This is a genomic window from Pectobacterium colocasium (genome assembly GCF_020181655.1).
Taxonomy (GTDB): domain Bacteria; phylum Pseudomonadota; class Gammaproteobacteria; order Enterobacterales; family Enterobacteriaceae; genus Pectobacterium; species Pectobacterium colocasium.
Genome location: NZ_CP084032.1, coordinates 172,876 through 195,683 on the forward strand (window position 1 = coordinate 172,876; position 22,808 = coordinate 195,683).

At 55.1% G+C, this 22,808-nt stretch carries 21 protein-coding genes; 5 read left to right on the plus strand and 16 right to left on the minus strand.

What is annotated here, in order from left to right; all coding sequences use genetic code 11:
• Window positions 1-120: 120 nt before the first annotated feature.
• Window positions 121-720 carry a YiiQ family protein gene (locus LCF41_RS00760; RefSeq protein ID WP_225086491.1) on the minus strand — a complete coding sequence of 200 codons (600 nt, stop codon included), beginning with the start codon at window positions 718-720 and terminating at the stop codon, window positions 121-123.
• 257 nt (window positions 721-977) lie between these two features.
• On the opposite strand from LCF41_RS00760, the gene LCF41_RS00765 reads away from it, so the two are divergent.
• Window positions 978-1,400 carry a DUF805 domain-containing protein gene (locus LCF41_RS00765; RefSeq protein ID WP_225086492.1) on the plus strand — a complete coding sequence of 141 codons (423 nt, stop codon included), beginning with the start codon at window positions 978-980 and terminating at the stop codon, window positions 1,398-1,400.
• A 17-nt stretch (window positions 1,401-1,417) separates the two neighbouring features.
• Here the strand turns inward: LCF41_RS00765 and fpr are convergent, their stop codons facing one another.
• From fpr to LCF41_RS00785, 4 genes are all read right to left on the minus strand, one after another.
• Window positions 1,418-2,164, minus strand: coding sequence for a ferredoxin--NADP(+) reductase (gene fpr, locus LCF41_RS00770; RefSeq protein ID WP_225086493.1), 747 nt, complete (start codon window positions 2,162-2,164; stop codon window positions 1,418-1,420).
• 106 nt (window positions 2,165-2,270) lie between these two features.
• On the minus strand, window positions 2,271-3,281 hold the full coding sequence (gene glpX, locus LCF41_RS00775) for a class II fructose-bisphosphatase (protein ID WP_225086494.1): 1,011 nt from the start codon (window positions 3,279-3,281) through the stop codon (window positions 2,271-2,273).
• Window positions 3,282-3,534: 253 nt separating this feature from the next.
• Window positions 3,535-5,046: a glycerol kinase GlpK gene (gene glpK, locus LCF41_RS00780; RefSeq protein ID WP_225086495.1), complete on the minus strand. Its 1,512-nt coding sequence runs from the start codon at window positions 5,044-5,046 to the stop codon at window positions 3,535-3,537.
• 53 nt (window positions 5,047-5,099) lie between these two features.
• A complete protein-coding gene (locus LCF41_RS00785) occupies window positions 5,100-5,939 on the minus strand; it encodes an MIP/aquaporin family protein (RefSeq protein WP_225086496.1) in 840 nt (279 codons plus the stop codon).
• Between the two features lie 593 nt (window positions 5,940-6,532).
• On the opposite strand from LCF41_RS00785, the gene zapB reads away from it, so the two are divergent.
• Window positions 6,533-6,772 carry a septal ring assembly protein ZapB gene (gene zapB, locus LCF41_RS00790; protein ID WP_225086497.1) on the plus strand — a complete coding sequence of 80 codons (240 nt, stop codon included), beginning with the start codon at window positions 6,533-6,535 and terminating at the stop codon, window positions 6,770-6,772.
• A 118-nt stretch (window positions 6,773-6,890) separates the two neighbouring features.
• Here the strand turns inward: zapB and rraA are convergent, their stop codons facing one another.
• From rraA to priA, 7 genes are all read right to left on the minus strand, one after another.
• The gene (gene rraA / locus LCF41_RS00795; protein ID WP_180743875.1) at window positions 6,891-7,376 is read right to left on the minus strand and encodes a ribonuclease E activity regulator RraA; all 486 of its coding nucleotides are present in this window, start codon (window positions 7,374-7,376) and stop codon (window positions 6,891-6,893) included.
• Window positions 7,377-7,510: 134 nt separating this feature from the next.
• On the minus strand, window positions 7,511-8,428 hold the full coding sequence (locus tag LCF41_RS00800) for a 1,4-dihydroxy-2-naphthoate polyprenyltransferase (RefSeq protein ID WP_225086498.1): 918 nt from the start codon (window positions 8,426-8,428) through the stop codon (window positions 7,511-7,513).
• Window positions 8,429-8,573: 145 nt separating this feature from the next.
• On the minus strand, window positions 8,574-9,905 hold the full coding sequence (gene hslU, locus LCF41_RS00805; protein WP_010299298.1) for an ATP-dependent protease ATPase subunit HslU: 1,332 nt from the start codon (window positions 9,903-9,905) through the stop codon (window positions 8,574-8,576).
• Window positions 9,906-9,914: 9 nt separating this feature from the next.
• Window positions 9,915-10,445: an ATP-dependent protease subunit HslV gene (hslV, locus tag LCF41_RS00810; protein WP_005973334.1), complete on the minus strand. Its 531-nt coding sequence runs from the start codon at window positions 10,443-10,445 to the stop codon at window positions 9,915-9,917.
• Window positions 10,446-10,528: 83 nt separating this feature from the next.
• Entirely contained in the window at window positions 10,529-11,419 is an 891-nt protein-coding gene (ftsN, locus tag LCF41_RS00815; protein ID WP_225086499.1) for a cell division protein FtsN, read from the minus strand.
• Window positions 11,420-11,508: 89 nt separating this feature from the next.
• Entirely contained in the window at window positions 11,509-12,552 is a 1,044-nt protein-coding gene (gene cytR / locus LCF41_RS00820) for a DNA-binding transcriptional regulator CytR (protein WP_225086500.1), read from the minus strand.
• 288 nt (window positions 12,553-12,840) lie between these two features.
• Complete coding sequence (gene priA / locus LCF41_RS00825; protein ID WP_225086501.1) at window positions 12,841-15,039, minus strand: primosomal protein N'; 2,199 nt, start codon at window positions 15,037-15,039, stop codon at window positions 12,841-12,843.
• 313 nt (window positions 15,040-15,352) lie between these two features.
• On the opposite strand from priA, the gene rpmE reads away from it, so the two are divergent.
• A complete protein-coding gene (rpmE, locus tag LCF41_RS00830) occupies window positions 15,353-15,568 on the plus strand; it encodes a 50S ribosomal protein L31 (protein ID WP_012772907.1) in 216 nt (71 codons plus the stop codon).
• Window positions 15,569-15,639: 71 nt separating this feature from the next.
• Here rpmE and LCF41_RS00835 read toward each other — a convergent pair whose 3' ends face one another.
• From LCF41_RS00835 to metJ, 4 genes are all read right to left on the minus strand, one after another.
• Complete coding sequence (locus LCF41_RS00835) at window positions 15,640-16,653, minus strand: FecCD family ABC transporter permease (RefSeq protein WP_225086502.1); 1,014 nt, start codon at window positions 16,651-16,653, stop codon at window positions 15,640-15,642.
• Window positions 16,650-17,612, minus strand: coding sequence for an ABC transporter substrate-binding protein (locus tag LCF41_RS00840; protein ID WP_225088254.1), 963 nt, complete (start codon window positions 17,610-17,612; stop codon window positions 16,650-16,652). The genes LCF41_RS00835 and LCF41_RS00840 overlap by 4 nt, the downstream gene beginning before the upstream one ends.
• A gap of 9 nt (window positions 17,613-17,621) precedes the next feature.
• Window positions 17,622-18,419, minus strand: a complete 798-nt coding sequence (locus LCF41_RS00845; protein ID WP_225086503.1) for an ABC transporter ATP-binding protein — start codon at window positions 18,417-18,419, stop codon at window positions 17,622-17,624.
• Between the two features lie 217 nt (window positions 18,420-18,636).
• Window positions 18,637-18,954: a met regulon transcriptional regulator MetJ gene (gene metJ / locus LCF41_RS00850; protein ID WP_005973355.1), complete on the minus strand. Its 318-nt coding sequence runs from the start codon at window positions 18,952-18,954 to the stop codon at window positions 18,637-18,639.
• A gap of 187 nt (window positions 18,955-19,141) precedes the next feature.
• On the opposite strand from metJ, the gene metB reads away from it, so the two are divergent.
• Both metB and LCF41_RS00860 read left to right on the plus strand, forming a co-directional pair.
• On the plus strand, window positions 19,142-20,302 hold the full coding sequence (gene metB / locus LCF41_RS00855) for a cystathionine gamma-synthase (RefSeq protein ID WP_225086504.1): 1,161 nt from the start codon (window positions 19,142-19,144) through the stop codon (window positions 20,300-20,302).
• 2 nt (window positions 20,303-20,304) lie between these two features.
• Entirely contained in the window at window positions 20,305-22,740 is a 2,436-nt protein-coding gene (locus LCF41_RS00860; protein WP_225086505.1) for a bifunctional aspartate kinase/homoserine dehydrogenase II, read from the plus strand.
• Window positions 22,741-22,808: the final 68 nt, after the last annotated feature.

Consider the following 22,808-nt stretch of genomic DNA (forward strand, 5'->3'; position numbering starts at 1 on the left):
AATCAATGCGTTAGTGAATAGACGCATAAATTTCACTGCCGTCAGGCAATATGACCTGCCCACAGTATAGAGACGAAATGTGACCGTGGCTCTGTTTTTCGTCATGAATTACCGTGTTGATCACGGTTCAGATAGCGTTAGCTTAATCGGTTCAACAGCAAAAGTTAGCCCTTTTTCGCCATCATCTGCAACAACATAACGCAAGGCGCCTTCCGTTTGCGGATAAAAGCGTTTTCCTTTGCCTTTTTCCAGCAGTTCGGTGACTTTTTTCACGCTCTGTTCTTCCGTCAGCGATGGGGCGAACGTGCGTGCCAGCGCAGCCATATAGTCGATGGCCTGCTTACGGCGTGCCGCGCTTTCTTGTTCGCTCTGTGGCTGCGGTAGCCAGGTGATTTGCAGCGTTTTGATTTTCCCAGTGCCTTTTTCCAGCGCGGTTGAGGCATAGAGATGGTCGTTGATTCGGCTGGCGGCACGGGTCAGCATACTGGTGATATTACCGGTGTCGACAACCCGAAATTCACCGATCGGCAGCGTTGGGTTGCTCAGGTTATAGCGGGAACGGAACTGCGTGATGGTTTGATCGAAGGTTGGAGCACCGGCCAGCAGGTACGGCGCATTGGCTGAGGTTTTGGGTGGGAACGTCGGATCGGCTCCCGCGTGGGTCTGGTACAACACCAGCGATGATAAAACCAAAAGTGAAGCGATGCGTTTTCGTGTCATAGGGATTCGGGTCAGCCACTTCAGAAGATGTCCAGGCCAATAACGGCGGAATACGTTTGATTAAAGCGGCATTTGTACGTCGTTGTCAAAACAAGTACGTCGTTGTCAAAATAAGTACGTCGTTGTGAGAAATCGCACGTGGCTGGCAAAAATTGCGTAAAGGTTGCGGGTAAACATGTCGGTTGAGGTAAAATCAGTCAGAACAAAATACCGATTCATTCGGCCAAACAGGCCGACAATTCAGGGCGTTATCGTTAATGACATTACAGCAATGGTGCTTCTCGTTTAAAGGCCGCATTGGCCGTCGTGATTTCTGGCTTTGGATGGCCATTTGGGTTGCCCTGATGGCGGTGCTGTTTACGCTATCCGGCCAAAGCTGGCTGGATACGCAATCGACGGCGTTTGGTTTGGTGGTATTGCTGTGGCCGACGGCGGCCATTATGGTGAAACGACTGCACGACCGCAATAAGAGCGGCTGGTGGGCGCTGCTGTTAGTGGTTGCATGGATGCTGTCTTCGGGCAACTGGACGATGTTCTCTGCCGTCTGGCAGTGGGGAATTGGCCGCTTCCTGCCGATCCTGATTGTCGTGATGACGCTGCTCGACTGCGGCGTTTTTCTCGGCACAAAAGGGGAAAACCGCTTTGGCGTAGAGGCGGAACCGTTTCGCTTCCGCCGCTAGTTAAAACAACCGATGGTTTACCAATAGTTTTCAGCGGTCATATGACCGGGTCTGCGGCGCAGGTGCTTGGTCATTTGCCGTTCTTCTTTCAGCAGCAGCTGGGTATCACGTACCATCTGCGGGTTGCCGCACAGCATGACGTGGCTGGTTGCTGCATCCATCGGTAATCCCACGGCGGCTTCCAGCGTACCGTTGCTGATCAAGGTGGGAATACGGCCTGTCAGCGACCCCGCTTCCTCTTCCCGGCTGACTACCGTTTGAATTCTTAGCTTGCCGTGGTAGCGCTGCTGTAGTTGCTGCATCAGCGGCAGATAGCTCAGATCGTGTGAGAATCGGGCGGCGTGAACCAGCACGATGTTCTTAAAGCGTTCCAGATCCTTACCTTCCTGAAGAATCGACAGGTATGGGCCAATGCCTGTCCCTGTGGCCAGCATCCACAGCGTTTCACAATCAGGAACTTCTTCCAGCACGAAAAAGCCGGCAGCCTCTTTGACGATCATGATGTCTGAACCGGGTTGCAACGCATGCAGATGAGGGCTGAGCTTGCCCTCTGGCACGGTGACCAGATAGAACTCAAGCGTGGGATCGCTGGGCGCATTCACATAGGAATACGCGCGCTGCACTTTCTCTCCCTCAATCTCCAGCGCCAGTTTGCCATACTGCCCAGCAGTGAATGCATCGGTGGGTGCGTGAACCCGAATGCTAAACAGACTGTCTGTCCAGTTTTCCACCTGAATCACTTTGCCTGTCACCCATTCAGCCATATTTTTCTGCTCCTGTTGCCGATATTAGACGCCACTATATTTGTGCGTCTACGATACGCTATTTATTAACAACTGTGAAACAATCAGTCAGCCGGGTAATCGCCTGTTACAGCAAAAATTCGTGCAAGGTGCGATCCTTGCGATCCAGATAATGCGTCGATTTAATCCGGCGGATCGTGCGGGATTTACCGCGGATCAGCAGTGTTTCCGTGGTAGCCATGTTGCCTTTACGCGCGATCCCGTCCAGTAAGTCGCCTTTGGTGATGCCGGTCGCGGAGAAAATCACATTATCGTTACGCGCCATGTCATCAAGCTTGAGAACGCCGCCGGCTTCGATGCCCATTTGTCGGCAGCGTGCCAGCTCATCTTCACCGATACGGCGGTTTTCGGCGTTATCACCTTTGACCTGATGACGTGCCAGCAAACGTCCTTGCATGTCGCCATCAAGCGCGCGAATGACGGCCGCCGAGATCACGCCTTCTGGCGCACCACCGATACCGTACAGCACGTCAACTTCGCTCTCCGGCATGCAGGTGAGAATGGATGCGGCTACGTCGCCATCTGGAATCGCGAACACTTTCACGCCCAACTGCTGCATTTCCGCGATGCAGGCATCGTGACGCGGTTTAGCCAGCGTAATCACCGTTAACTGGCTGAGTGGTTTGCCCAGTTTGATCGCGACATTACGTAGGTTGTCCGCCAGCGGCAGGTTGAGGTCAATTGCGCCTTTCGCGTCGGGCCCGACGATCAGTTTTTCCATGTACATGTCTGGCGCGTGCAGAAATGCGCCTTTTTCACCGACAGCCAGCACGGCCAGTGCATTCGCCTGACCCATTGCTGTCATCCGCGTACCTTCAATCGGGTCGACGGCGATGTCCACGGCATCGCCATGACCAGTGCCGACCTGCTCACCGATGAATAGCATCGGCGCTTCGTCGATTTCCCCTTCGCCGATGACAATCTGGCCGTTGATATTGACCTGGTTCAGCATGATGCGCATCGCCTGTACGGCAGCATTGTCGGCGGCATTTTTGTCGCCACGACCTAACCACTTATAGCCTGCCAGCGCGGCTGCTTCGGTGACGCGCGAGAACTCGATGGCTAATTCACGTTTCATAAATACCTGTCTGTTGTCGATCGGGAAAGGTGTTGCCTTATGTTAGCCACTTAAGTCTGAATTTTAGGGGAAACACGGTGATGAGGTTCCCGCAGGGATGCCTCGCACCGTGGTCGCCCCGGTATCTCGGTTCTTAAACGAGCAACATTAGGATGTGGAAGCGATTTTATCACAACGAGGGGAGAGTGGCGGTTGAGCGGTAGGGAAAAAACGGGCGCGACAGGCGCGCCCGATGTTGATATTTGTGGCTGGATTAATCGTCGTGATCTTCCCAGTTACGGGCGCGGGCAACGGCTTTCTGCCAGCCGCTGTAGCGATAATTACGCTCCACGGTTTCAATGCTGGGGCGGAATTCGCGCTCGATCGTCGCTTTGCTCTTCACTTCGTCCAGATCGTTCCAGAATCCTGTGGCAAGGCCTGCCAGGAAAGCGGCACCCAGCGCGGTGGATTCACGCACTTCCGGGCGTTCCACGCGCGTGCCAAGAATATCGGACTGGAACTGCATCAGGAAGTTGTTGGCGACCGCACCGCCGTCGACACGTAGCGCTTTCAGGCGCGTATCGGCGTCTGCCTGCATGGCATCCAGTACGTCGCGGGTCTGGAAGGCGATGGATTCCAGCGTCGCACGGATGATGTGGTTCGCGTTCACGCCACGGGTCAGCCCGAAGATCGCGCCACGGGCATACGGATCCCAGTAAGGGGCGCCCAGACCGGTGAAAGCGGGTACGACATAGACGCCGTTGGTGTCCTTCACTTTTGTTGCGAAGTATTCGGAGTCCATTGAGTCGCCGATCAGCTTCAGCTCGTCACGCAGCCATTGGATAGAAGCGCCGCCAACGAACACCGAACCTTCCAGCGCGTAGTTAACTTCGCCGCGTGGGCCGCAGGCGATGGTGGTCAGCAGGCCATGTTTGGATAGCACCGCTTCTTTACCGGTATTCATCAGCAGGAAGCAGCCGGTGCCGTAGGTGTTTTTCGCCTGCCCAGGGTTAACACAGAGCTGGCCGTACAGCGCCGCTTGCTGGTCACCCGCGATACCGGCGATAGGAATACGTGTACCGCCTTTACCGCCAATGTTGGTCTGGCCGTAAACTTCTGACGACGCGCGCACCTCTGGCAGCATCTCACGCGGGATATCCAGCGCTTCCAGCATGCGGGTATCCCATTCCAGCGTATGAATGTTAAACAGCATAGTGCGGGAAGCGTTGGTGTAATCCGTGACGTGAACACGCCCCTGCGTCATTTTCCAGATCAGCCAGGTGTCAATCGTACCAAACAGCAGTTCGCCGCGTTTGGCGCGTTCACGAGAGCCTTCAACGTGATCCAGAATCCACTTCACCTTGGTGCCGGAGAAGTAGGGGTCGACCACCAGTCCGGTGGTGTTGCGAACGTACTCTTCCAGACCGTCTTTCTTCAGCTTTTCACAAATTTCAGCAGTACGACGACACTGCCAGACGATGGCGTTATAAATCGGTTTGCCGCTCTCTTTTTCCCATACCACGGTAGTTTCACGCTGGTTGGTGATACCAATGCCCGCGACTTCATCCGAGCTGATGTCGGCTTTAGCCAGCACTTCGACCAGCGTGGAGCTTTGTGATGCCCAAATCTCCATCGGGTCGTGTTCTACCCAGCCTGCCTTTGGATAGATCTGAGTGAATTCACGCTGCGAGACGCTCACGATATTGGCATCGTGATCCAGTACGATAGCGCGGGAGCTGGTTGTGCCCTGATCGAGCGCGACAATGTATTTTTTTTCCGGGTTCATAAATCCAATCCTGTAGTGATTAACCGTGAAATAGGATGGTCGTGGCGTTAAGTTTAACGGCTTTCACGACGCGTGGTAGTTTCTGCCTCGGGTTCGCAGACATCGCATGGCAGATTACGGCCAATTAGCGCGCGATAGCCGAAGGCACCCAGACAGGCACCGATAATGGGGCCGAAGATAGGAACCAGAAAGTAAGGAATGTCGCGTGCACCAGTGAAGGCCACGTTGCCCCAACCCGCCAGGAAAGCGAACAGCTTAGGACCAAAGTCACGCGCTGGGTTGAGGGCGAAGCCGGTCAGCGGCCCCATGGACGCACCGATGACGGCAATCAGAATACCGATCAGCAGGGGAGCGAGTGGCCCACGTGGGATGCCGTTACCATCGTCGGTCAGCGCCAGAATCAGGCACATCAGGATGGCAGTGATGACGGTTTCAACCAGCAGCGCCTGCATGACGGAAATGTGCGGGTTCGGATAGGTTGAGAAAATGCCTGCTAAACTCAGGCTCTCCGTACTGCCACGCACTATATTGTTGGCTTGTTCAAAATCGACAAACAGATTGTGATACAGACTGTAGACCAGCGCGGCGGCACAAAATGCCCCCGCAATCTGCGCCAGAATGTAAGGCACCACTTTGCGACCATCGAAACAGGCAAACAGCCATAGGGCAATGGTGACGGCCGGATTGAGGTGGGCGCCGGAAATGGCGGCAGTCAGGTAGATTGCCATCGCAACCCCCAGGCCCCAAATGATGCTGATCTCCCACTGTCCGAAGCTGGCTCCCGCCAGTTTCAATGCGGCGACGCAGCCGACACCGAAGAAAATCAGCAGGCCAGTGCCGAGAAATTCGGCGATACACTGGCCTTTTAGCGTTGAACGTTCTGCTTGGCTCATATTTTTTTCCTGCTGGGTAACGTACAGAGTGGTAGGTCTAAGGATACCGCTTAGTGGCATCCTCTGTTTTAAATGTATTTATGATGTGAATTTATCGTTAATGTTCGAAAACGAGAAATATCGAAATTGAAATGTGTGTTGCGCGTCAAAAAAATGAGCGTATTCGCTTATTAAATGACTCGTGGTGGTTTTTTGTCCATCGCTGAGAGTAACGCTCAGGTTAAATTTATTAACACCATAGGAGTAATGCGGAAGCGAACAGGAGTCGTTTTCAGTCTATGCCACTCGCTTTTTCCGTTTATGCAGTTTGTTTTTCAGCTCGCGTTGCCCGTTTTTCGGTTTGTACTGCCCGTTTTTCAGTTTGTACTGATAGTGTTACGTAAGAAAAGCTGCCACACTCGCGTAGTGGGGGATGTGCGCTAGACAGGTGGCGGTTGGCTACATACAATTTCGCTATGGTCTGTCTTGCCAGCGGTCCTGCGGTCAGGATTATGTTTACGGGCGGATGGCGACACCGTTGGGTGTTGGTTACAGAGTCCGAAGGCCAGCGTTAACCGATCTTTGCCTTGTTGCGATTAAAAGGGGTTTGAAGAATGTCATTTGAAGTGTTTGAAAAGCTGGAAGCGAAAGTTCAGCAGGCGATTGATACCATCACGCTGTTGCAAATGGAAATTGAAGAGCTGAAAGAGCAGAACAACGCGCTGTCGCAGGATGTTCAGGCGGCAGCGGGTTCACGTGACGCGCTGGTGCGCGAGAACGAACAGTTGAAAGAAGAGCAAGTGGTATGGCAAGAGCGCTTACGCGCGCTGTTAGGCAAAATGGAAGAAGTCTAATAGGGATTGCCGGCTCAGACGAAGGAATCAATTATCGATTGAGCCAAATAAAAAAGGGCGGTTATCGCCCTTTTTTGTGATGATGTTACCGCAATAAAAACGCGGAGATTCAACGATATTATTCAATATCCAGCGGGTCTTCCGCCAGAATGATGCCAGTATTATCGGCATACAAATGATCACCGGAGAAGAAGGTCACGCCACCGAAGTTGACGCGAATATCGCTTTCGCCGATACCTTCGCTACTGGCACCGACCGGAATCGCGGCCATCGCCTGAATACCAATATCCAGCTCAGCTAAATCGTCGACCTGACGCACCGCGCCATAAACGACAATGCCTTCCCATTCGTTTTGCGTCGCCAACCGGGCGATTTCCGCGTTGATCAACGCGCGGCGCACGGAACCCCCGCCATCGACCAGAAGCACGCGCCCCAGGCCGTTCTCTTCAAGGAGATCGAACAGCAGGCCGTTATCCTCAAAACATTTCACCGTGGTGATTTTGCCACCAAATGAAGTACGCCCGCCAAAGTTAGAGAACAGAGGCTCAACAACATTCACCTCTTCGTGGTAGATATCGCACAGTTCGGAAGTATCGTATTTCATAGGATTAACGTCTGTTTGCCGCCGGAATCATGAGTATATCCCTTTCTGGCGGCTGTTGGCAAAATCATCAAATGTTAACTTGATGCGCATCAGTAAATACGCGCCGCTTTTCGCCTGCGCTCACTTTACCCGCACTAGCTCAGTATCACACCCACGGCGAACAGAATGTTGGTCAGCAGCGCGCCTTTCACCGTTTTTTCCAACATCGGGCGCATGCTGAATGCGCTGGTTTCACGCAGCACATAGCGCGCCTGCTTAATCAGCAACGGGAGTGCCAGAATAAAGAGCCAGCCCGCCAGACTGTGCAGATAAAACGTGGCAAACAGACCAAGACAAACCGGCGCCAGCAGCAGCAGCATCGTGTGGTAGAAGCGCGCTTTTTCCGCGCCGAGGCGCACCGCCAGTGTGTTTTTGCCGCTGATGCGATCGTTGTCGATATCGCGCAGGTTGTTGATGTTCAGGACCGCCGTAGCCAGCAGACCGCAGGCCGTGGCAGGCAGCATCACGATGCTGTCGAAGTGGCCGGTTTGCAGATAATACGACCCGGCGACGCTGAGCCAGCCGAAAAAAATCAGCACCGAGATATCACCGAGCCCAATGTAACCGTAGGGCTTGTTACCGACGGTATAGGTGATGGCGGCGAAAATCGCCAGCAGTCCCAGAATCAGGAAACCAAAGATATCTGCGGGCTTTTCACACGCCAGAATCACCAGACTCACGCCGGAAATGATGGTGAGCACCACCGTCACGATCAGTGCATTGCGCAGTTGCACCAGCGTAATGGCACCGGTCTGGATACCGCGCAGTGGCCCGATACGATCCTCGGTATCGCTGCCTTTTACCGCATCCCCATAGTCGTTCGCCAGATTGGAAAGGATTTGCAGCAGTCCGGCGGTCAACAACGCCAGTAATGCTACGCCCGGTTTAAAGCTGCTATGCCAGCTCGCAATCGCCGAGCCTGTGACGATGGACGCGAAAGCTAATGGCAACGTTTTTGGACGCAGACTATCCAGCCAGGCTTTGGTTTTGCTGCTATGGGTTGATAAGGTCATGGTGCGCTTCAATTTTTATTGACGATCCAATTGCGTGAATCATCCGTTTATAAACAAGAAAAGTCAGTGATGGCGGTGTCAGAAACAAAAGTGGGAGGCCAACGCCTCCCACTTTGTCGTTAATCGTGCGATCCGCGAAAACGGATTATAAGATAAATCGACTCAGATCTTCATCTGCTACTAATTCATCCAGATGATTACGTACGTAATCTGCGTCAATGGTAACGCTTTGGCCGTTCATTTCGCTGGCGTCGTAAGAAACGTCTTCGATCAGACGCTCCATCACGGTATGCAGACGGCGTGCGCCGATATTCTCGGTGCTTTCGTTTACCTGCCAGGCTGCTTCGGCAATACGGCGGATGCCATCGGCCGTGAACGAAATATCCACACCTTCCGTCGCCATCAGCGCTTTGTACTGCTCTGTCAACGAGGCGCTAGGTTCTGTCAGGATGCGCTCGAAATCTTCCGTCGTCAGCGCCTGCAATTCCACGCGAATCGGCAGACGTCCCTGCAATTCAGGAATCAGATCGGACGGGCTGGCAACCTGGAACGCGCCGGAGGCGATAAACAGGATGTGGTCGGTTTTGACCATGCCGTGTTTGGTGGACACGGTACAGCCTTCAACCAGTGGCAGCAGATCGCGCTGAACGCCTTCACGGGACACATCCGGGCCGGAGCTTTCACCACGCTTACAGATCTTGTCGATCTCATCAATGAACACGATACCGTGCTGCTCAACGGCTTCAATCGCCTGCTGCTTCAACTCTTCCGGGTTCACCAGCTTGGCGGCTTCTTCTTCTATCAGCAGTTTGAAGGCGTCTTTGATTTTGATCTTGCGGGCTTTCTGCTTTTGGCCTGCCAGATTCTGGAACATGGACTGGAGCTGATTGGTCATCTCTTCCATGCCCGGTGGTGCCATGATCTCTACGCCAACAGGCGCAGCAGCCAGATCGATCTCGATCTCTTTGTCGTCCAATTGGCCTTCACGCAGTTTCTTGCGGAATGCCTGGCGTGCTGCGGAAGGTTCAGGTGTGCTTTCTGCCTGCCCCCAGTTGTTCTTCGCTGGTGGAATCAGCACGTCCAGAATGCGGTCTTCCGCCATCTCTTCCGCACGGAAACGGTTTTTTTCGATGGACTGGAGGCGCACCATTTTGATCGCGGAATCCGTCAGATCGCGGATGATGGAGTCAACTTCTTTACCGACATAGCCCACTTCGGTGAATTTGGTTGCTTCCACTTTGATGAACGGCGCATTGGCGAGCTTTGCCAGACGACGAGCGATTTCGGTTTTACCGACGCCGGTCGGGCCGATCATGAGAATGTTTTTAGGCGTCACTTCATGACGAAGTGCTTCGTCCAACTGCATACGGCGCCAGCGGTTACGCAGCGCGATGGAAACGGCACGTTTCGCTTTATGCTGGCCGATGATATAGCTGTCGAGTTCGCTGACTATCTCGCGCGGGGTCATTTCAGACATAGTTGATCCTTACGCCTTGGAGGCTAATTCTTCTATCGTGTGGAACTGGTTGGTGTAGATACAGATGTCGCCCGCAATCCCCAGCGATTTTTCGACGATATCACGCGCACCCAGCTCGGTGTTTTCCAGTAACGCACGCGCGGCAGCCTGTGCATAAGGACCGCCGGAACCAATCGCGATCAGATCGTTTTCAGGCTGCACGACATCGCCATTACCAGTAATGATCAGCGAGGCATTTTCGTCCGCGACGGCCAACAGGGCTTCCAGCTTGCGTAGCATACGGTCGGTACGCCAGTCTTTCGCCAGCTCGACAGCGGCTTTCACCAGATGACCCTGGTGCAATTCCAGCTTGCGTTCAAAAAGCTCAAAAAGGGTGAAGGCATCCGCCGTGCCGCCTGCGAAACCGGCGATGACGCGGTCATGGTAGAGGCGACGTACCTTACGCACGTTGCCTTTCATCACGGTGTTGCCCAGAGTGGCTTGTCCATCACCGCCAATGACCACCTGGCCGTTGCGGCGTACGCTTACAATTGTTGTCACGAGTTAGTCCCCGTTTGAAGAAAAAGATCCCCGCATGATTCGGGGCGCATTGATGTTATAGATGGGGGAAGGCGTGGGGTTTTTCAACCCCCGCTGGCAAGAGGAATACAGTTTGATGCGCCCGCACTCTTCAGGCGTTGGATCATGCTATCTGCGGCAGCACGATTGTTATAAGGCCCCAGCATAATACGGTTCCAGCCACCGTTGGAGGTAATGCGACTTTCGATACCGGCAAACGCCAGCTGCGCTCGCACCGATTCGGCAGGATCCAGAGTTTTGAAGGAACCACATTGAATCGCCCAACGTTGAGTTTTTTCGACTTTTGGCGCTTCAGGCTGCTTGACCGGCTGTTGCTTCGGCGCTTCCTGTTTTGGCGTTTCTTGTCTTGCAATGTCTTGTTTTGGAATATCTTGTCTTGGAACCGCTGGCGTCGTTTGCGTGACCGCCGGTGCCCGCGTGGTGGGCTGCGTCGTCACAACAGGTGGCTGCTGCATCGGTTGTGTCGGCGGCTTAATCGTCACCTGAGAGCGCGGAACCTGCGTCTGGTCGTTATACGGCACTTCGGAAAGCTGTGTTGGCTGGCGACGCATATCAGACTGCATCTGTTCCAGCAGTTGGCGCTGTTCATCCGTCAACTGCACTGGCGACTGAATCTCGCCCCCCGCGGAAGGCTCCGTTGGCGTCGTGACGCCCAACTGACGATTTTCCAACTCTTTGATGTAGCGCCAGCGTTCTTCTGGCTTGGGTGGCAGCCCGTTACCTTTACCCACGTTTTGATGCGGCAGAACGGGGGACTCGTCGGGTTTGTTATGGGCGATAAAGTACAGACCGCCCGCGAAGGTGACCAAAACGGCAACAGCCAAGGCGATCATCGTTTTTGATGCACCTGAAGCCTTGCCTTTTTTTCGGCTATTTGTCGTTTTCCGACGCGTCCCTGATGAACGTCCCCGGCTCACGTAGTCTCTTTGTGCCACTGTCGTTTCGCTGTGAATTGATTAGGTAATTAACATAATTAGGGGGTCATGTTACTGAACCCTCAAATATTTGACCAGCACCTGAAGTCTTAAAGCCTGTTACGGGCGTAATTCGGCGCGGCGACGCTATCGCGGATAACCAGTTCACTGGACAACAGACGGGAACCGCTTTGTACCGTGTTACCTTGCAACTGCTCTAAGAGTAGCAGCATTGCCTCGCGTCCGATCTGATAACGCGGCTGGGCGACAGACGTCAGCGGCGGCCAGCTGTATTTCGCCTGTTCAATATCATCGAAACCGACGACGGAAAGGTCGCGCGGGATATCCAGCCCCATCTTTCTGGCCTGCGCCAGCACGCCCAGTGCCATGAGATCGCTATGACAGAAGATCGCGCTGGGCGGCTGCGGGTGCTGCATCAGCGCAATCAGGCCGTGCATCCCGGTTTCATAGGTGAAATCGCCCCGAAAGATGTACTGGTTGTCGATGAGAATCCCGTTGCGCCGTAGAGCCTGAATATATCCCTGTAGGCGATATTGGCTCAGGTGCATATGCTCCGGGCCAGCAATGCAGGCGATGCGCTGATGACCCGCCTGATGCAGATAATGTACGGCTTCAAAGGCGGCGGTCAGGTTATCGATATGCACGGTGGGCAGTGCCAGATCCGGTGAGAACTCATTCGCCATCACCATCGGCGGCAGATTACGCTGCTCTTCCTGACCGGCATCAAATGGCAGATGAGAGCCGAGCAACACCATGCCGTCGATCTGTTTGGTAATAATCAGATCGACGAAGGTTTTTTCTTTCTGATGCTGGTGGGCACAGTCGCCAATCAACACCAGATAGCCGTGTTCGGCTGCGGTTTCCTCGATCCCGCGAAAGATTTCAGAGAAATAAGGATCGCAGATATCCGGTACGATCGTCAGGATCGTACGCGATTCGTTACGTTTGAGGTTCCTGTTGAGCGCGTGGGGCGAATAGCCAACGGCGATGACAGCCTGCTCGACCTTCCTGCGGGTGGTCGCAGAGACTTTTTCTGGGTTCATTAACGTTCGGGATACGGTCGCGGTGGAAACGCCCGCCTCATCCGCCACGTCTTTCATCGTCGCCGTGGTGACGCCTTTCTTCTGCTTCAACGCTTTTCTCCTTGCGTCAGCGTTAACTGGCGCTGACTGTCAGCAGAACGCTCCTGTCTACTGACTTTCTATGATGACGGGTAACGATTTTCGGCACGGTATACCGACTGAATGGCACAGTATGTCAGTACACGACCAGCCTCAGCATACTGCCTGCGCAGACAGTGATAACAGATTGAACGCAGGTTTTGTTGCTTAATTTGCACGGAAAGTGTGATGAATATCGTGTTCTCGACGCTGCTCGCAAAAAAAGCGTGGCAAGAAACCGACATGATCTAACAGGAAACGCTAACCGTCCGTGGGATCGACATCCAGCATCCATTTCACTTTACGTGCTTGCGGCAGCGTGCCGATCAACGCCATCGAGGTTCTGACCAGTTTCTGCAATAGCGCTCGGGAAGGGTGCTGTAGTAAAAGCTGCCAGCGGAAGCGCCCCGCGCGTTTGGGTTGTAAAGCGGGTACCGGGCCCAGCAGCCAAAGTGATTCATCTCGCAATGGGCTCGCCTCCAGCAAATTACGCAATTGCTGGAGGAATAAGGCGGCCTGCTGATTATCGTGATCGTCAGCGCGGAAGAGGATATGGCTGGTAAACGGTGGCAGAAAAACGCTTTTCCGTTCGGTAAGCGCCTGGCTGGCAAAGGCATCGTAACCCTGTTGTAGCAGCGTTTGTAATAGCGGGTGATCCGGGTGGTGAGTTTGCAACGCCACTTCGCCCGCCTTGCCCGCGCGTCCCGCACGACCCGCCACTTGAGTATAGAGCTGGGCAAAACGCTCTGCCGCGCGGAAGTCGGCAGAAAACAGCGAACCGTCCACGTCCAGCAGGGCAACCAGCGTTACGTCTGGGAAGTGATGGCCTTTCGCCAACATCTGTGTGCCGATGAGAAGACGTGCGCCGCCTTGCCTGACTTGCGAGAGCTGCTGCTCAAGCGCGCCTTTACGGCTGGTGGTATCACGATCGATGCGGGTGATCGGAACATCAGGAAATAGCGGAGCAAGGCTTTGCTCCAACTGCTCGGTGCCCAGACCGACGGGCACCATATGCGTTGAACCGCAACTGGGGCACTGTTGTGGCACTGGACGCTGGCTGTCGCAGTGGTGGCAGCGCAACATTTTCTGATGCTGGTGGTAGGTATAGTAGTGATCGCAGCGCTGACATTCGGCAATCCAGCCGCACTCGTGGCACATCACCACGGGGGCGAACCCGCGCCGATTAAGAAACAAGATAACCTGATTATCGTTCGTCAGATGGTGGCGAATGCGGGTAATCAGCGGCTGAGATAACCCCGCCGTCAACGGTAGTCCTTTCAGATCGATAACGTGCTGTTTGGCCAATGCGGCATTGCCCGCTCTTTTGGTCAGATTCAAGCGTCGATACTTGCCGATCTGGACGTTATACAGCGTTTCCAGCGCGGGCGTCGCCGTTCCCATGACGATAGGAATGTCTTCTTCTCTGGCGCGGAACACCGCCAAGTCGCGAGCGTGATAACGCCAGCCTTCCTGCTGTTTATAGGAGCTGTCGTGTTCTTCATCAATCACGATTAGCCCCAAACGGGCAAAGGGGGTAAATAGTGCCGATCGTGTCCCGATGACGATCGCGGCTTCACCGCTGCGGGCGCGTAGCCAGACGGCAAGGCGTTCGCTGTCGTTGAGTGCCGAGTGCAGGACATCCACCGGCGCGTTAAAGCGTTCACGGAAGCGGGCGATGGTTTGCGGCGTCAGCCCAATTTCCGGGACTAACACCAACGCCTGTTTGCCCTGCGCCAGTACGTTTTCCAGCACGCTGAGATAGACTTCGGTTTTGCCTGAACCGGTGATGCCCGCAAGCAACCAGGCGGCAAAGTGGTTATCTTCGCTGCGGATCGCACCGACGGCAGTAGCCTGTTCGGTATTTAGACGTAGCCTGTCGGTCGCCAGACTAAAGCTTTGACGCCAGTCATGGAGCGTTTGCTCTGCGGCCTGCAATTCGCACAGTCCTTTGCTACGCAGTGCCTGCAACGCCGTTTCCGTCAGCCCGATTTCGCTCACCTGATGGCGATAAATCGGCGACTGAAGTAAGGCTGCCAGCGCCTGCTGCTGCTTCACGGCGCGTTTGAGCGTGTTGAGCGGGGTCGCCCGACCCTGTTCGGTGGCAAACCACTGCCAGAGCGGGGCACGGTGTGCGTGTTTCCCCTGACGCAGTAATATCGGCAATGCATGGAACAGCACTTCGCCAATCGGATAGTGATAGTACTCAACGGCCCACAGCAGAATGCGCCACAGGCTGGGAGGAAACAGCGGCTGTTCGTCCAGCACATCATGTACGGGTTTTAATTGCTCAAGCGGAAGCTCGCTGGTGTTGTTCAGTGCGGTAATAATGCCGATGGCTTTACGGTTACCAAAGGAGACGCTGACGCGCGCGCCAACCTGCGGAGCGATACCTCCAGCGGGCAGCAAATAATCGAATGTACGCGCCAACGGCACGGGCAAAGCGACCTGAGCGACAGACATAACATCTCCGTGATAATCGACGTGGATTCGCGCGGCGATCTAAGACACAACCGGGTGGTTTGTATCACGCGCCGAGCAGGGTGAAAATAACGCAAGGCGCTAGTGTACATGCTGCGAGGGATAATGTGTGGATGCGATTGCATCGGGGTATCAGATTCTGTATGATCCGCCGCCACTATGCTGTTTGCACAAATGATGAATCGTTTGCGAAAATCATTGCGCCGTTCGCATAATGAACTTACTTATACAACTTTCGTGTGGTGTCTGGCGGAACAGGGCTGGATAGCGACACGGCCTTAACTGAGGTTTCCCCATGAAAAAAGGTATTCACCCGAATTATTCTGCAGTTACTGTAACTTGCTCTTGCGGTAACGTGATCAAAACCCATTCTACCGTGGGTCGTGACCTGAACCTGGACGTTTGTGGCGAATGCCACCCGTTCTACACCGGTAAACAACGTGATGTTGCAACGGGTGGCCGTGTTGACCGCTTCAACAAGCGTTTCTCCGTACCAGGCACTAAAAAATAAGTTTTACTGGCCTCATTGGCACAGTAACTTTGACAAAGGCACCGACAGGTGCCTTTGTTGTTTCTGGTGGTTCAGTAACCCTGCTGACGTTTTATCAGCATCCCCAGAACGAAGACGCCGCCTAACCCCGCCGTAATAATCCCGATGGGCAATTCCTGTGGCGCCAGTAGCTGCCGGCTGAGCCAGTCGCCGCCGCACAGCAATATCGCGCCCAGTACGGCTGTCATTGGCAGAAGCCTCTTGTGCAGCACGCCGCTCAGCGGGCGGGCCAGATGGGGAATCATCAGACCGATAAAACCGATCACGCCGGTAAGCGCAACTAGTAGCGAGGTGGCGAACGCGCAGCAGATAAAAATTTCCACCCGTACGTGAGACAGGTTAACCCCCATTGAGGCTGCGGTTTGTCCGCCAGCCAGCAGCGCATCGAGCGCACGCCAGCGTAGGGCAGTGAGGCCGAATAGCAGCAGAACGCTGAATACTGCAAAAGGTAGCGTGTCCCAACGGGCAAGGCCTAGCCCGCCCAGCGACCAGAAAAGAATCGAGCTGGCGGCTCGCTGATCGCCGGAAAATACCAGGTAGTTCGTCAGTGCGCCGAACAGAAAAGAGATCGCCAATCCGCAAATGATCAGGCGTTCTGCGCCCCGCGCCTGTTGCAGCAGGAATAGCACCGTCACGGCAACGGCCGATAAGATACCGCCGCAGAAGGCCGCTATCGGCAGCGCCCAGCCACCGAGCTGCTCACCAAAACGGGTGATGACGGCGACCGCCCCCGCCGAAGCGCCGGCAGACAGGCCGAACAGAAAAGGATCGGCCAGATCGTTACGGGTTGCCGTTTGCAAAAAGGCACCGACCATCGCTAACCCCGCGCCGCACAGCGCCGCCAGCAGGCTGCGGGGAATGCGCAGTTCCAGAATGATACGTGACGTCATTGGAGAGACATCCGCCGATGATAGCCCTAAGACACTGGCGACCTGCGTAAGGGGAATCGTCGTGCTGCCTGTCGCAATATTTAACAGCATCAGCCCAACCAATATCAGTAGCGCGATAACGACCGTCACAGCATAACGTGAAGACGTTGGGTTCACTTAAAGGCATCCGGGTAGAGTGCGTGCGCCAGTTTATCGACGGCCGCGATATTCGCCGGCCCCGGCGTGAGCTCCGCATATTGCAGCTTTAGATAGCGATGCTGCTGTACGGCGGGGGTAAATTTCATCAGCGGGTGTGATTCCAGAAAACGCCTCAACGCATCCGCGCCGTTGCCCGTCTGGTAATCCAGCAAAATAATGAAATCAGGCTCGCGTGCCGCTACGTTTTCCCACGATGTCGAGGCCCAGCTCGTTGCCATATCGTCCATTACGTTTCTGCCGCCTGCGGCCTCAATGATGGCGGTTGGCATGGCGAATTTCCCGCTGGTAAAAGGTTTATCGTCGCCAGAGTCATACAGGAAAACCGTCTGCTTTGGCCGATCGCCAATACGGGTTTGCAGGGCAGCAATGTGCTGTTTCCAATCGTCGATGTGTTCCTGAGCCTGTTCCTGCTTACCGAAAACTTTCCCCAGTTTCAGCATGTCGCCGTAAAGCAGCTCCATGCTGGCTCGTGGGCGCTGCTGCTGTTGTTCGGTGAACACGCAGCTTTCGCTGAGTACCAGCGTTTGAATGCCGTATTTTTTCAGCGCTTGCGGCGTGACGTCGCCACCGACTTTCATGCCGTAGTTCCACCCGGCAAAGAAGAAATCCGGGTGTACGGCCAACAGGTTTTCCAACGTCGGGTATTTTGCTGCCAGTTCGGGGATCGTGCCCTGCTGCTTGATAAAGTCTGGGGGCGCTTTATACCAGCCGGTAATCCCCGTCAGCCCGACAATATTTTTTTGCAGCCCAAGTGCAAACGCCATTTCCGTCATGTTTAGGTCATGAATAACGCCGCGCTGCGGCGGTTGGGTGAAGGTTAGCGGTTGCCCACAGCTATCCACCGTGACCGGAAAGCCAGAGGCGTGCGCCCAGCACGACGTCAATGCCAGCACTCCAGACAGAAGCGTTATTTTCATCATGATTCCTCAGTGCAGTTCAGGGGCTTCAAAGATGCGAATGGGCGAGCCGTTTATCGGGTGCGGCACCGTAAAACTCTCCATCCCAAAGACGGATTTCACACAGTCGGCGCTCAACGCGTGTGCAGGTGTTCCCCAGCGAAGCAGCGTGCCCTGCTGCAAAACGGCGACGCGATCGGCAAAGGGCGTGATGAGTGTCAGGTCGTGCAGCACCGCGAGCGTTGAAATGCCGCGCTTCCGCACCAGAGACAGCAGTTGCGCACGTGCCAACGGATCGAGATGGTTCGTCGGTTCATCCAGCAGCAGAAGTTGTGGCGTTTGCGCAAAAGCACGTGCCAGTGCGGCGCGCTGACGTTCCCCGCCGGAGAGTGTCCCCAGCAGACGGTGGCGCAGCGGTAATAAGCTGGTATCGTCCAGCGCCTCTTCGATGAGCTGGCGATCGTACGCAGGCGTGCTGAATCCGTGGTGTGGAATCCGCCCCAAAGCAACGTATTCCGCGACTCGTAGACGCAGATCTGGCGTATCGTTCTGGGCCAGAATCGCGATGCGCTTTGCTCGCTCATGGCGGCTGAGCGTATTCAGCGGCTGACCATTCAGATGGATGTAACCCGTCGTTGTGCCGAGTTCGCTGGTTAACACGCGTAGCAGCGTGGATTTGCCGCTGCCGTTGGGTCCAATCAGCGCTAAGCGTTCACCCGCCTGCATGGACAGCGAAATATCACTGAGTCTCGGTGCACGATTCGCGTCAGCGACGGAAACATGGTGCAGTTGTAGCAGCACGCGGCTGGCGGAGAGAGGCTCTGTCATAATGTGGATATATCACCGTTATATGCCATGAAATGATATGTTATAACATAACAAATTAAATGCAATCCCGATTCACAACGTGAGTGGAAGAAGAAACGGTCGTAAGAAGAGAACGGCGGACGTTAACGAGAGCGGTGAATTGAGTGGGCATTATCTGCATAGCAAAACCCCGCCGGGGAAGGCGGGGTTAGCGAGAAAATCGATAGCGCAAACGCGATCAGTATTCCCACGTATCCGGGTCGATACCCATTTCACGCATGATGATTTTCGCGGCTTCAGGAATTTCATCGCTGCGTTCTTTGCGCAGGTCTTCGTCATTCGGTAACGGTTGGCCCGTGAACGCGTGCAGGAACGCCTCACACAGCAGCTCGCTGTTGGTGGCATGTCGCAGGTTGTTCACCTGACGACGCGTGCGTTCGTCAGTCAGTATCTTTAATACTTTCAGAGGGATAGATACTGTTATCTTCTTGACTTGCTCGCTTTTTTTACCGTGTTCAGCGTAAGGGCTGACATACTCGCCGTTCCACTCAGCCATGGGATACCTTAAAAATTAATCTAATGAAGACAGCATCTGTCATGAAATGCCACGATTCTAACGGTTATTCTGCCTGTGCTCAATCTATACGCAAAGAGGTTTAGATGTCTAGATGTATTGACGTCCATTGAAACTGCGTTTACTCTTAAGTTCCTATCTTTTCAGCCTCCAGTCAGGAAATGAGCCGATGACGCGTAAACAGGCAACGATCGCAGTCCGCAGTGGGTTAAATGATGATGAACAGTATGGCTGCGTCGTTCCCCCCATTCACCTTTCCAGCACGTATAATTTTACCGGGTTCAACCAGCCACGCGCACACGACTATTCGCGGCGCGGCAACCCCACGCGTGATGTTGTACAGCGTGCGCTTGCCGAACTGGAAGGCGGCGCGGGTGCGGTAATGACGAGCAGCGGAATGTCGGCGATTATGCTGGTTTGCACGGTGTTCCTGCGTCCCGGCGATCTGCTGGTGGCGCCGCATGATTGCTACGGCGGCAGCTATCGTCTGTTTGATAGCCTGAGCAAGCGCGGCGCGTTTCGCGTCAAATTTGTCGATCAAAGTGATGCCGATGCGCTCAACGCGGCGCTGGCAGAAAAGCCGAAGCTGGTGCTGGTGGAAAGCCCGAGCAATCCGCTGCTGCGCGTCGTCGATATTGCCGCGATTTGTCAGGCCGCGCGGGAAGCGGATGCGGTCAGCGTGGTGGATAACACCTTCCTGAGCCCGGCGCTGCAAAAGCCGCTAGAGCTGGGTGCCGATCTGGTGGTGCATTCCTGTACCAAATATCTGAACGGTCACTCTGATGTCGTCGCGGGTGCCGTGATTGCCAGAGATGCCGATACCATTACTGAACTGGCCTGGTGGGCGAACAATATCGGTGTCACCGGTGCAGCGTTTGACAGCTATCTGTTGCTACGCGGCCTGCGTACGTTGGCGCCGCGTATGGCCGCCGCGCAGCGTAACGCGCAACAAATCGTTGAATTTTTACAGACGCAGCCATTGGTGAAGGCGCTGTACCATCCTTCACTGCCGAACAATCCCGGCCATGATATTGCCCGCCGTCAACAATCCGGTTTTGGCGCTATGCTAAGTTTTGAGCTGGATGGGGATGAAGACACGCTGCGGCGTTTTCTGGCGTCGCTGGAGCTGTTCACGCTGGCGGAATCGCTGGGCGGGGTTGAGAGCCTCATCTCTCATGCGGCAACGATGACGCACGCCGGTATGGCGCCAGAAGCGCGTGCCGCGGCGGGTATCTCTGAAACATTACTGCGTATTTCCACCGGCATTGAAGACGGCGATGATCTGGTTGCCGATCTGGATCGTGCGTTTCAAGCCGCAGCCAAGAGGTAAGAATGAGTGCATTAGGAGTAGCGCCATCGGTAACGGGCCGACAACTGCATAAGTTTGGCGGTAGCAGTCTGGCCGATGTGAAGTGTTACCTGCGCGTTGCCGGTATTATGGCGGAGTATAGCCACCCCGGTGATTTAATGGTGGTGTCTGCCGCAGGTAGTACCACAAACCAGCTGATTAGCTGGTTGAAACTCAGTCAGAGCGATCGCCTGTCAGCGCATCAGGTGCAGCAGGCGTTACGCCGTTATCACAGCGAACTGATCGCCGGTCTTCTGCCTGCGCAAGCGGCAGAAGCGCTGACCGCCCAGTTTATTCGCGATCTGGAGTGTTTGGCTACGCTGCTGGATGGCAAAATTACCGATGCCGTTTACGCCGAAGTGGTTGGGCACGGTGAAATCTGGTCGGCTCGCCTGATGTCTGCGGTGTTGAATCAGCTGGATATGAATGCGGCCTGGCTGGATGCGCGCGATTTTCTCTGTGCGGAGCGTGCCGCACAGCCGCAGGTTGATGAAGGCCGTTCCTGGCCGTTGTTGCAGCAATATCTGACGCAACATGCGGGGCAGCGTTTGGTGGTCACCGGTTTTATCTGCCGCAATGACGCGGGTGAAACGGTACTGCTGGGGCGCAACGGAAGTGACTACTCGGCCACGCAAATTGGTGCGCTGGCGGGGGTGGAACGCGTGACCATCTGGAGCGACGTTGCCGGGGTTTATAGCGCCGATCCGCGCAAAGTGAAAGATGCCTGCCTGTTGCCGCTGCTGCGGTTAGATGAAGCCAGTGAGCTGGCGCGTCTGGCGGCGCCGGTACTGCATACCCGTACCTTGCAGCCTGTTTCCGGCAGCGATATCGACCTACAACTGCGTTGCAGCTATCAGCCTGAACAAGGGTCTACGCGCATCGAACGCGTGCTGGCCTCGGGCACGGGCGCCAAAATTGTCACCAGCCACGATGACGTGTGCCTGATTGAAGTTCAGGTTCCTTCTGAACACGATTTCGCGCTGCTGCAAAAAGAAGTCGAACAGCTTCTGAACCGTGCGCAGCTGAAACCGCTGGCAATCGGCGTTCATCAGGATCGTAACCTGCTGCAACTGTGCTACACCTCCGAAGTGGTGGATAGCGCGCTGCAACTGCTGGCACAGGCCGCGTTACCGGTTGAACTCAACCAGCGTGACGGGCTGGCGATGGTGGCGATGGTCGGTGCAGGCGTGGGTAAAAATCCGCTGCACAGCCACCGTTTCTATCAGCAGTTGAAAGACCAGCCGATTGAATTTGTCCGCCAGGCCGATGATGGCATCAGTCTGGTGGCGGTGCTGCGCGTTGGTCCGACGGAGCATTTGATTCGTGGGCTGCACCATTCACTATTCCGTGCAGAGAAGCGCATCGGTCTGGTGCTGTTCGGCAAAGGCAATATTGGTTCACGCTGGCTGGAGCTGTTTGCGCGTGAGCAGAGCAATCTGTCTGCACGTACCGGCTTTGAGTTTGTTCTGGCTGGCGTGGTGGACAGTACGCGCAGCCTGCTGAACTATGATGGGTTGGATGCCAGCCGGGCGTTGGCCTTCTTTGAAAGTGAAGCGCAGGAGCGGGATGGTGAAGATCTGTTCCTGTGGATGCGTGCGCACCCCTTCGATGATTTGGTGGTGTTGGACGTCACCGCCAGTGATTCCGTCGCCGATCTGTATCTGGATTTCGCCAGCTATGGTTTCCATGTCATTAGCGCCAACAAGTTAGCCGGTGCATCCGGCGGCAATAACTATCGCCAGATCCGCGATGCGTTCGCGAAAACGGATCGCCACTGGTTGTATAACGCGACCGTCGGCGCAGGGTTGCCGGTCAACTTTGCGGTGCGCGATCTGCGGGAAAGCGGCGACAGTATTCTGGCGATTAGCGGGATTTTCTCCGGCACGCTCTCCTGGTTGTTCTTGCAGTTCGATGGCACCGTACCGTTCACCGATCTGGTCGATCAGGCTTGCCAGCAGGGGCTGACTGAGCCGGATCCGCGCGTTGACCTCTCTGGTCAGGACGTTATGCGCAAGCTGGTGATTCTGGCGCGTGAGGCGGGCTATGACATCGAACCTAGTCAGGTTCGGGTTGAGTCGCTGGTGCCGCCGGGCTGTGAACAGGGATCAGTCGATTACTTCTTCGAGAATGGCGATTCGCTGAACGAGCAGATGCTGCAACGTCTGGAAGCGGCACAGGAAATGGGCTTAGTTCTGCGTCACGTCGCACGCTTTGACAGCAATGGTAAAGCGCGCGTGGGCGTTGAAGCGGTTCGCCCCGATCATCCGCTGGCCTCGCTGCTGCCGGGTGATAACGTGTTTGCGATTGAAAGCCGCTGGTATCGGGATAACCCGCTGGTTATCCGTGGGCCGGGCGCGGGGCGCGATGTTACGGCAGGTGCGCTTCAATCTGACCTAAACCGCTTGGCGCAGTTACTGTAGAATCTGCTGTAATCGCGGCAGCATTGTTGGCCATTTCCACACAGTGGGAGATGGCCAATACTCCAGAT

Coding starts and splice junctions, on each gene's coding strand:
- LCF41_RS00760 (WP_225086491.1), bottom strand. CDS start 720: ATGACACGAAAACGCATCGCTTCACTTTTGGTTTTATCATCGCTGGTG.
- LCF41_RS00765 (WP_225086492.1), top strand. CDS start 978: ATGACATTACAGCAATGGTGCTTCTCGTTTAAAGGCCGCATTGGCCGT.
- fpr (WP_225086493.1), bottom strand. CDS start 2,164: ATGGCTGAATGGGTGACAGGCAAAGTGATTCAGGTGGAAAACTGGACA.
- glpX (WP_225086494.1), bottom strand. CDS start 3,281: ATGAAACGTGAATTAGCCATCGAGTTCTCGCGCGTCACCGAAGCAGCC.
- glpK (WP_225086495.1), bottom strand. CDS start 5,046: ATGAACCCGGAAAAAAAATACATTGTCGCGCTCGATCAGGGCACAACC.
- LCF41_RS00785 (WP_225086496.1), bottom strand. CDS start 5,939: ATGAGCCAAGCAGAACGTTCAACGCTAAAAGGCCAGTGTATCGCCGAA.
- zapB (WP_225086497.1), top strand. CDS start 6,533: ATGTCATTTGAAGTGTTTGAAAAGCTGGAAGCGAAAGTTCAGCAGGCG.
- rraA (WP_180743875.1), bottom strand. CDS start 7,376: ATGAAATACGATACTTCCGAACTGTGCGATATCTACCACGAAGAGGTG.
- LCF41_RS00800 (WP_225086498.1), bottom strand. CDS start 8,428: ATGACCTTATCAACCCATAGCAGCAAAACCAAAGCCTGGCTGGATAGT.
- hslU (WP_010299298.1), bottom strand. CDS start 9,905: ATGTCTGAAATGACCCCGCGCGAGATAGTCAGCGAACTCGACAGCTAT.
- priA (WP_225086501.1), bottom strand. CDS start 15,039: ATGTCTGTCGCTCAGGTCGCTTTGCCCGTGCCGTTGGCGCGTACATTC.
- rpmE (WP_012772907.1), top strand. CDS start 15,353: ATGAAAAAAGGTATTCACCCGAATTATTCTGCAGTTACTGTAACTTGC.
- LCF41_RS00840 (WP_225088254.1), bottom strand. CDS start 17,612: ATGAAAATAACGCTTCTGTCTGGAGTGCTGGCATTGACGTCGTGCTGG.
- LCF41_RS00845 (WP_225086503.1), bottom strand. CDS start 18,419: ATGACAGAGCCTCTCTCCGCCAGCCGCGTGCTGCTACAACTGCACCAT.
- metJ (WP_005973355.1), bottom strand. CDS start 18,954: ATGGCTGAGTGGAACGGCGAGTATGTCAGCCCTTACGCTGAACACGGT.
- metB (WP_225086504.1), top strand. CDS start 19,142: ATGACGCGTAAACAGGCAACGATCGCAGTCCGCAGTGGGTTAAATGAT.
- LCF41_RS00860 (WP_225086505.1), top strand. CDS start 20,305: ATGAGTGCATTAGGAGTAGCGCCATCGGTAACGGGCCGACAACTGCAT.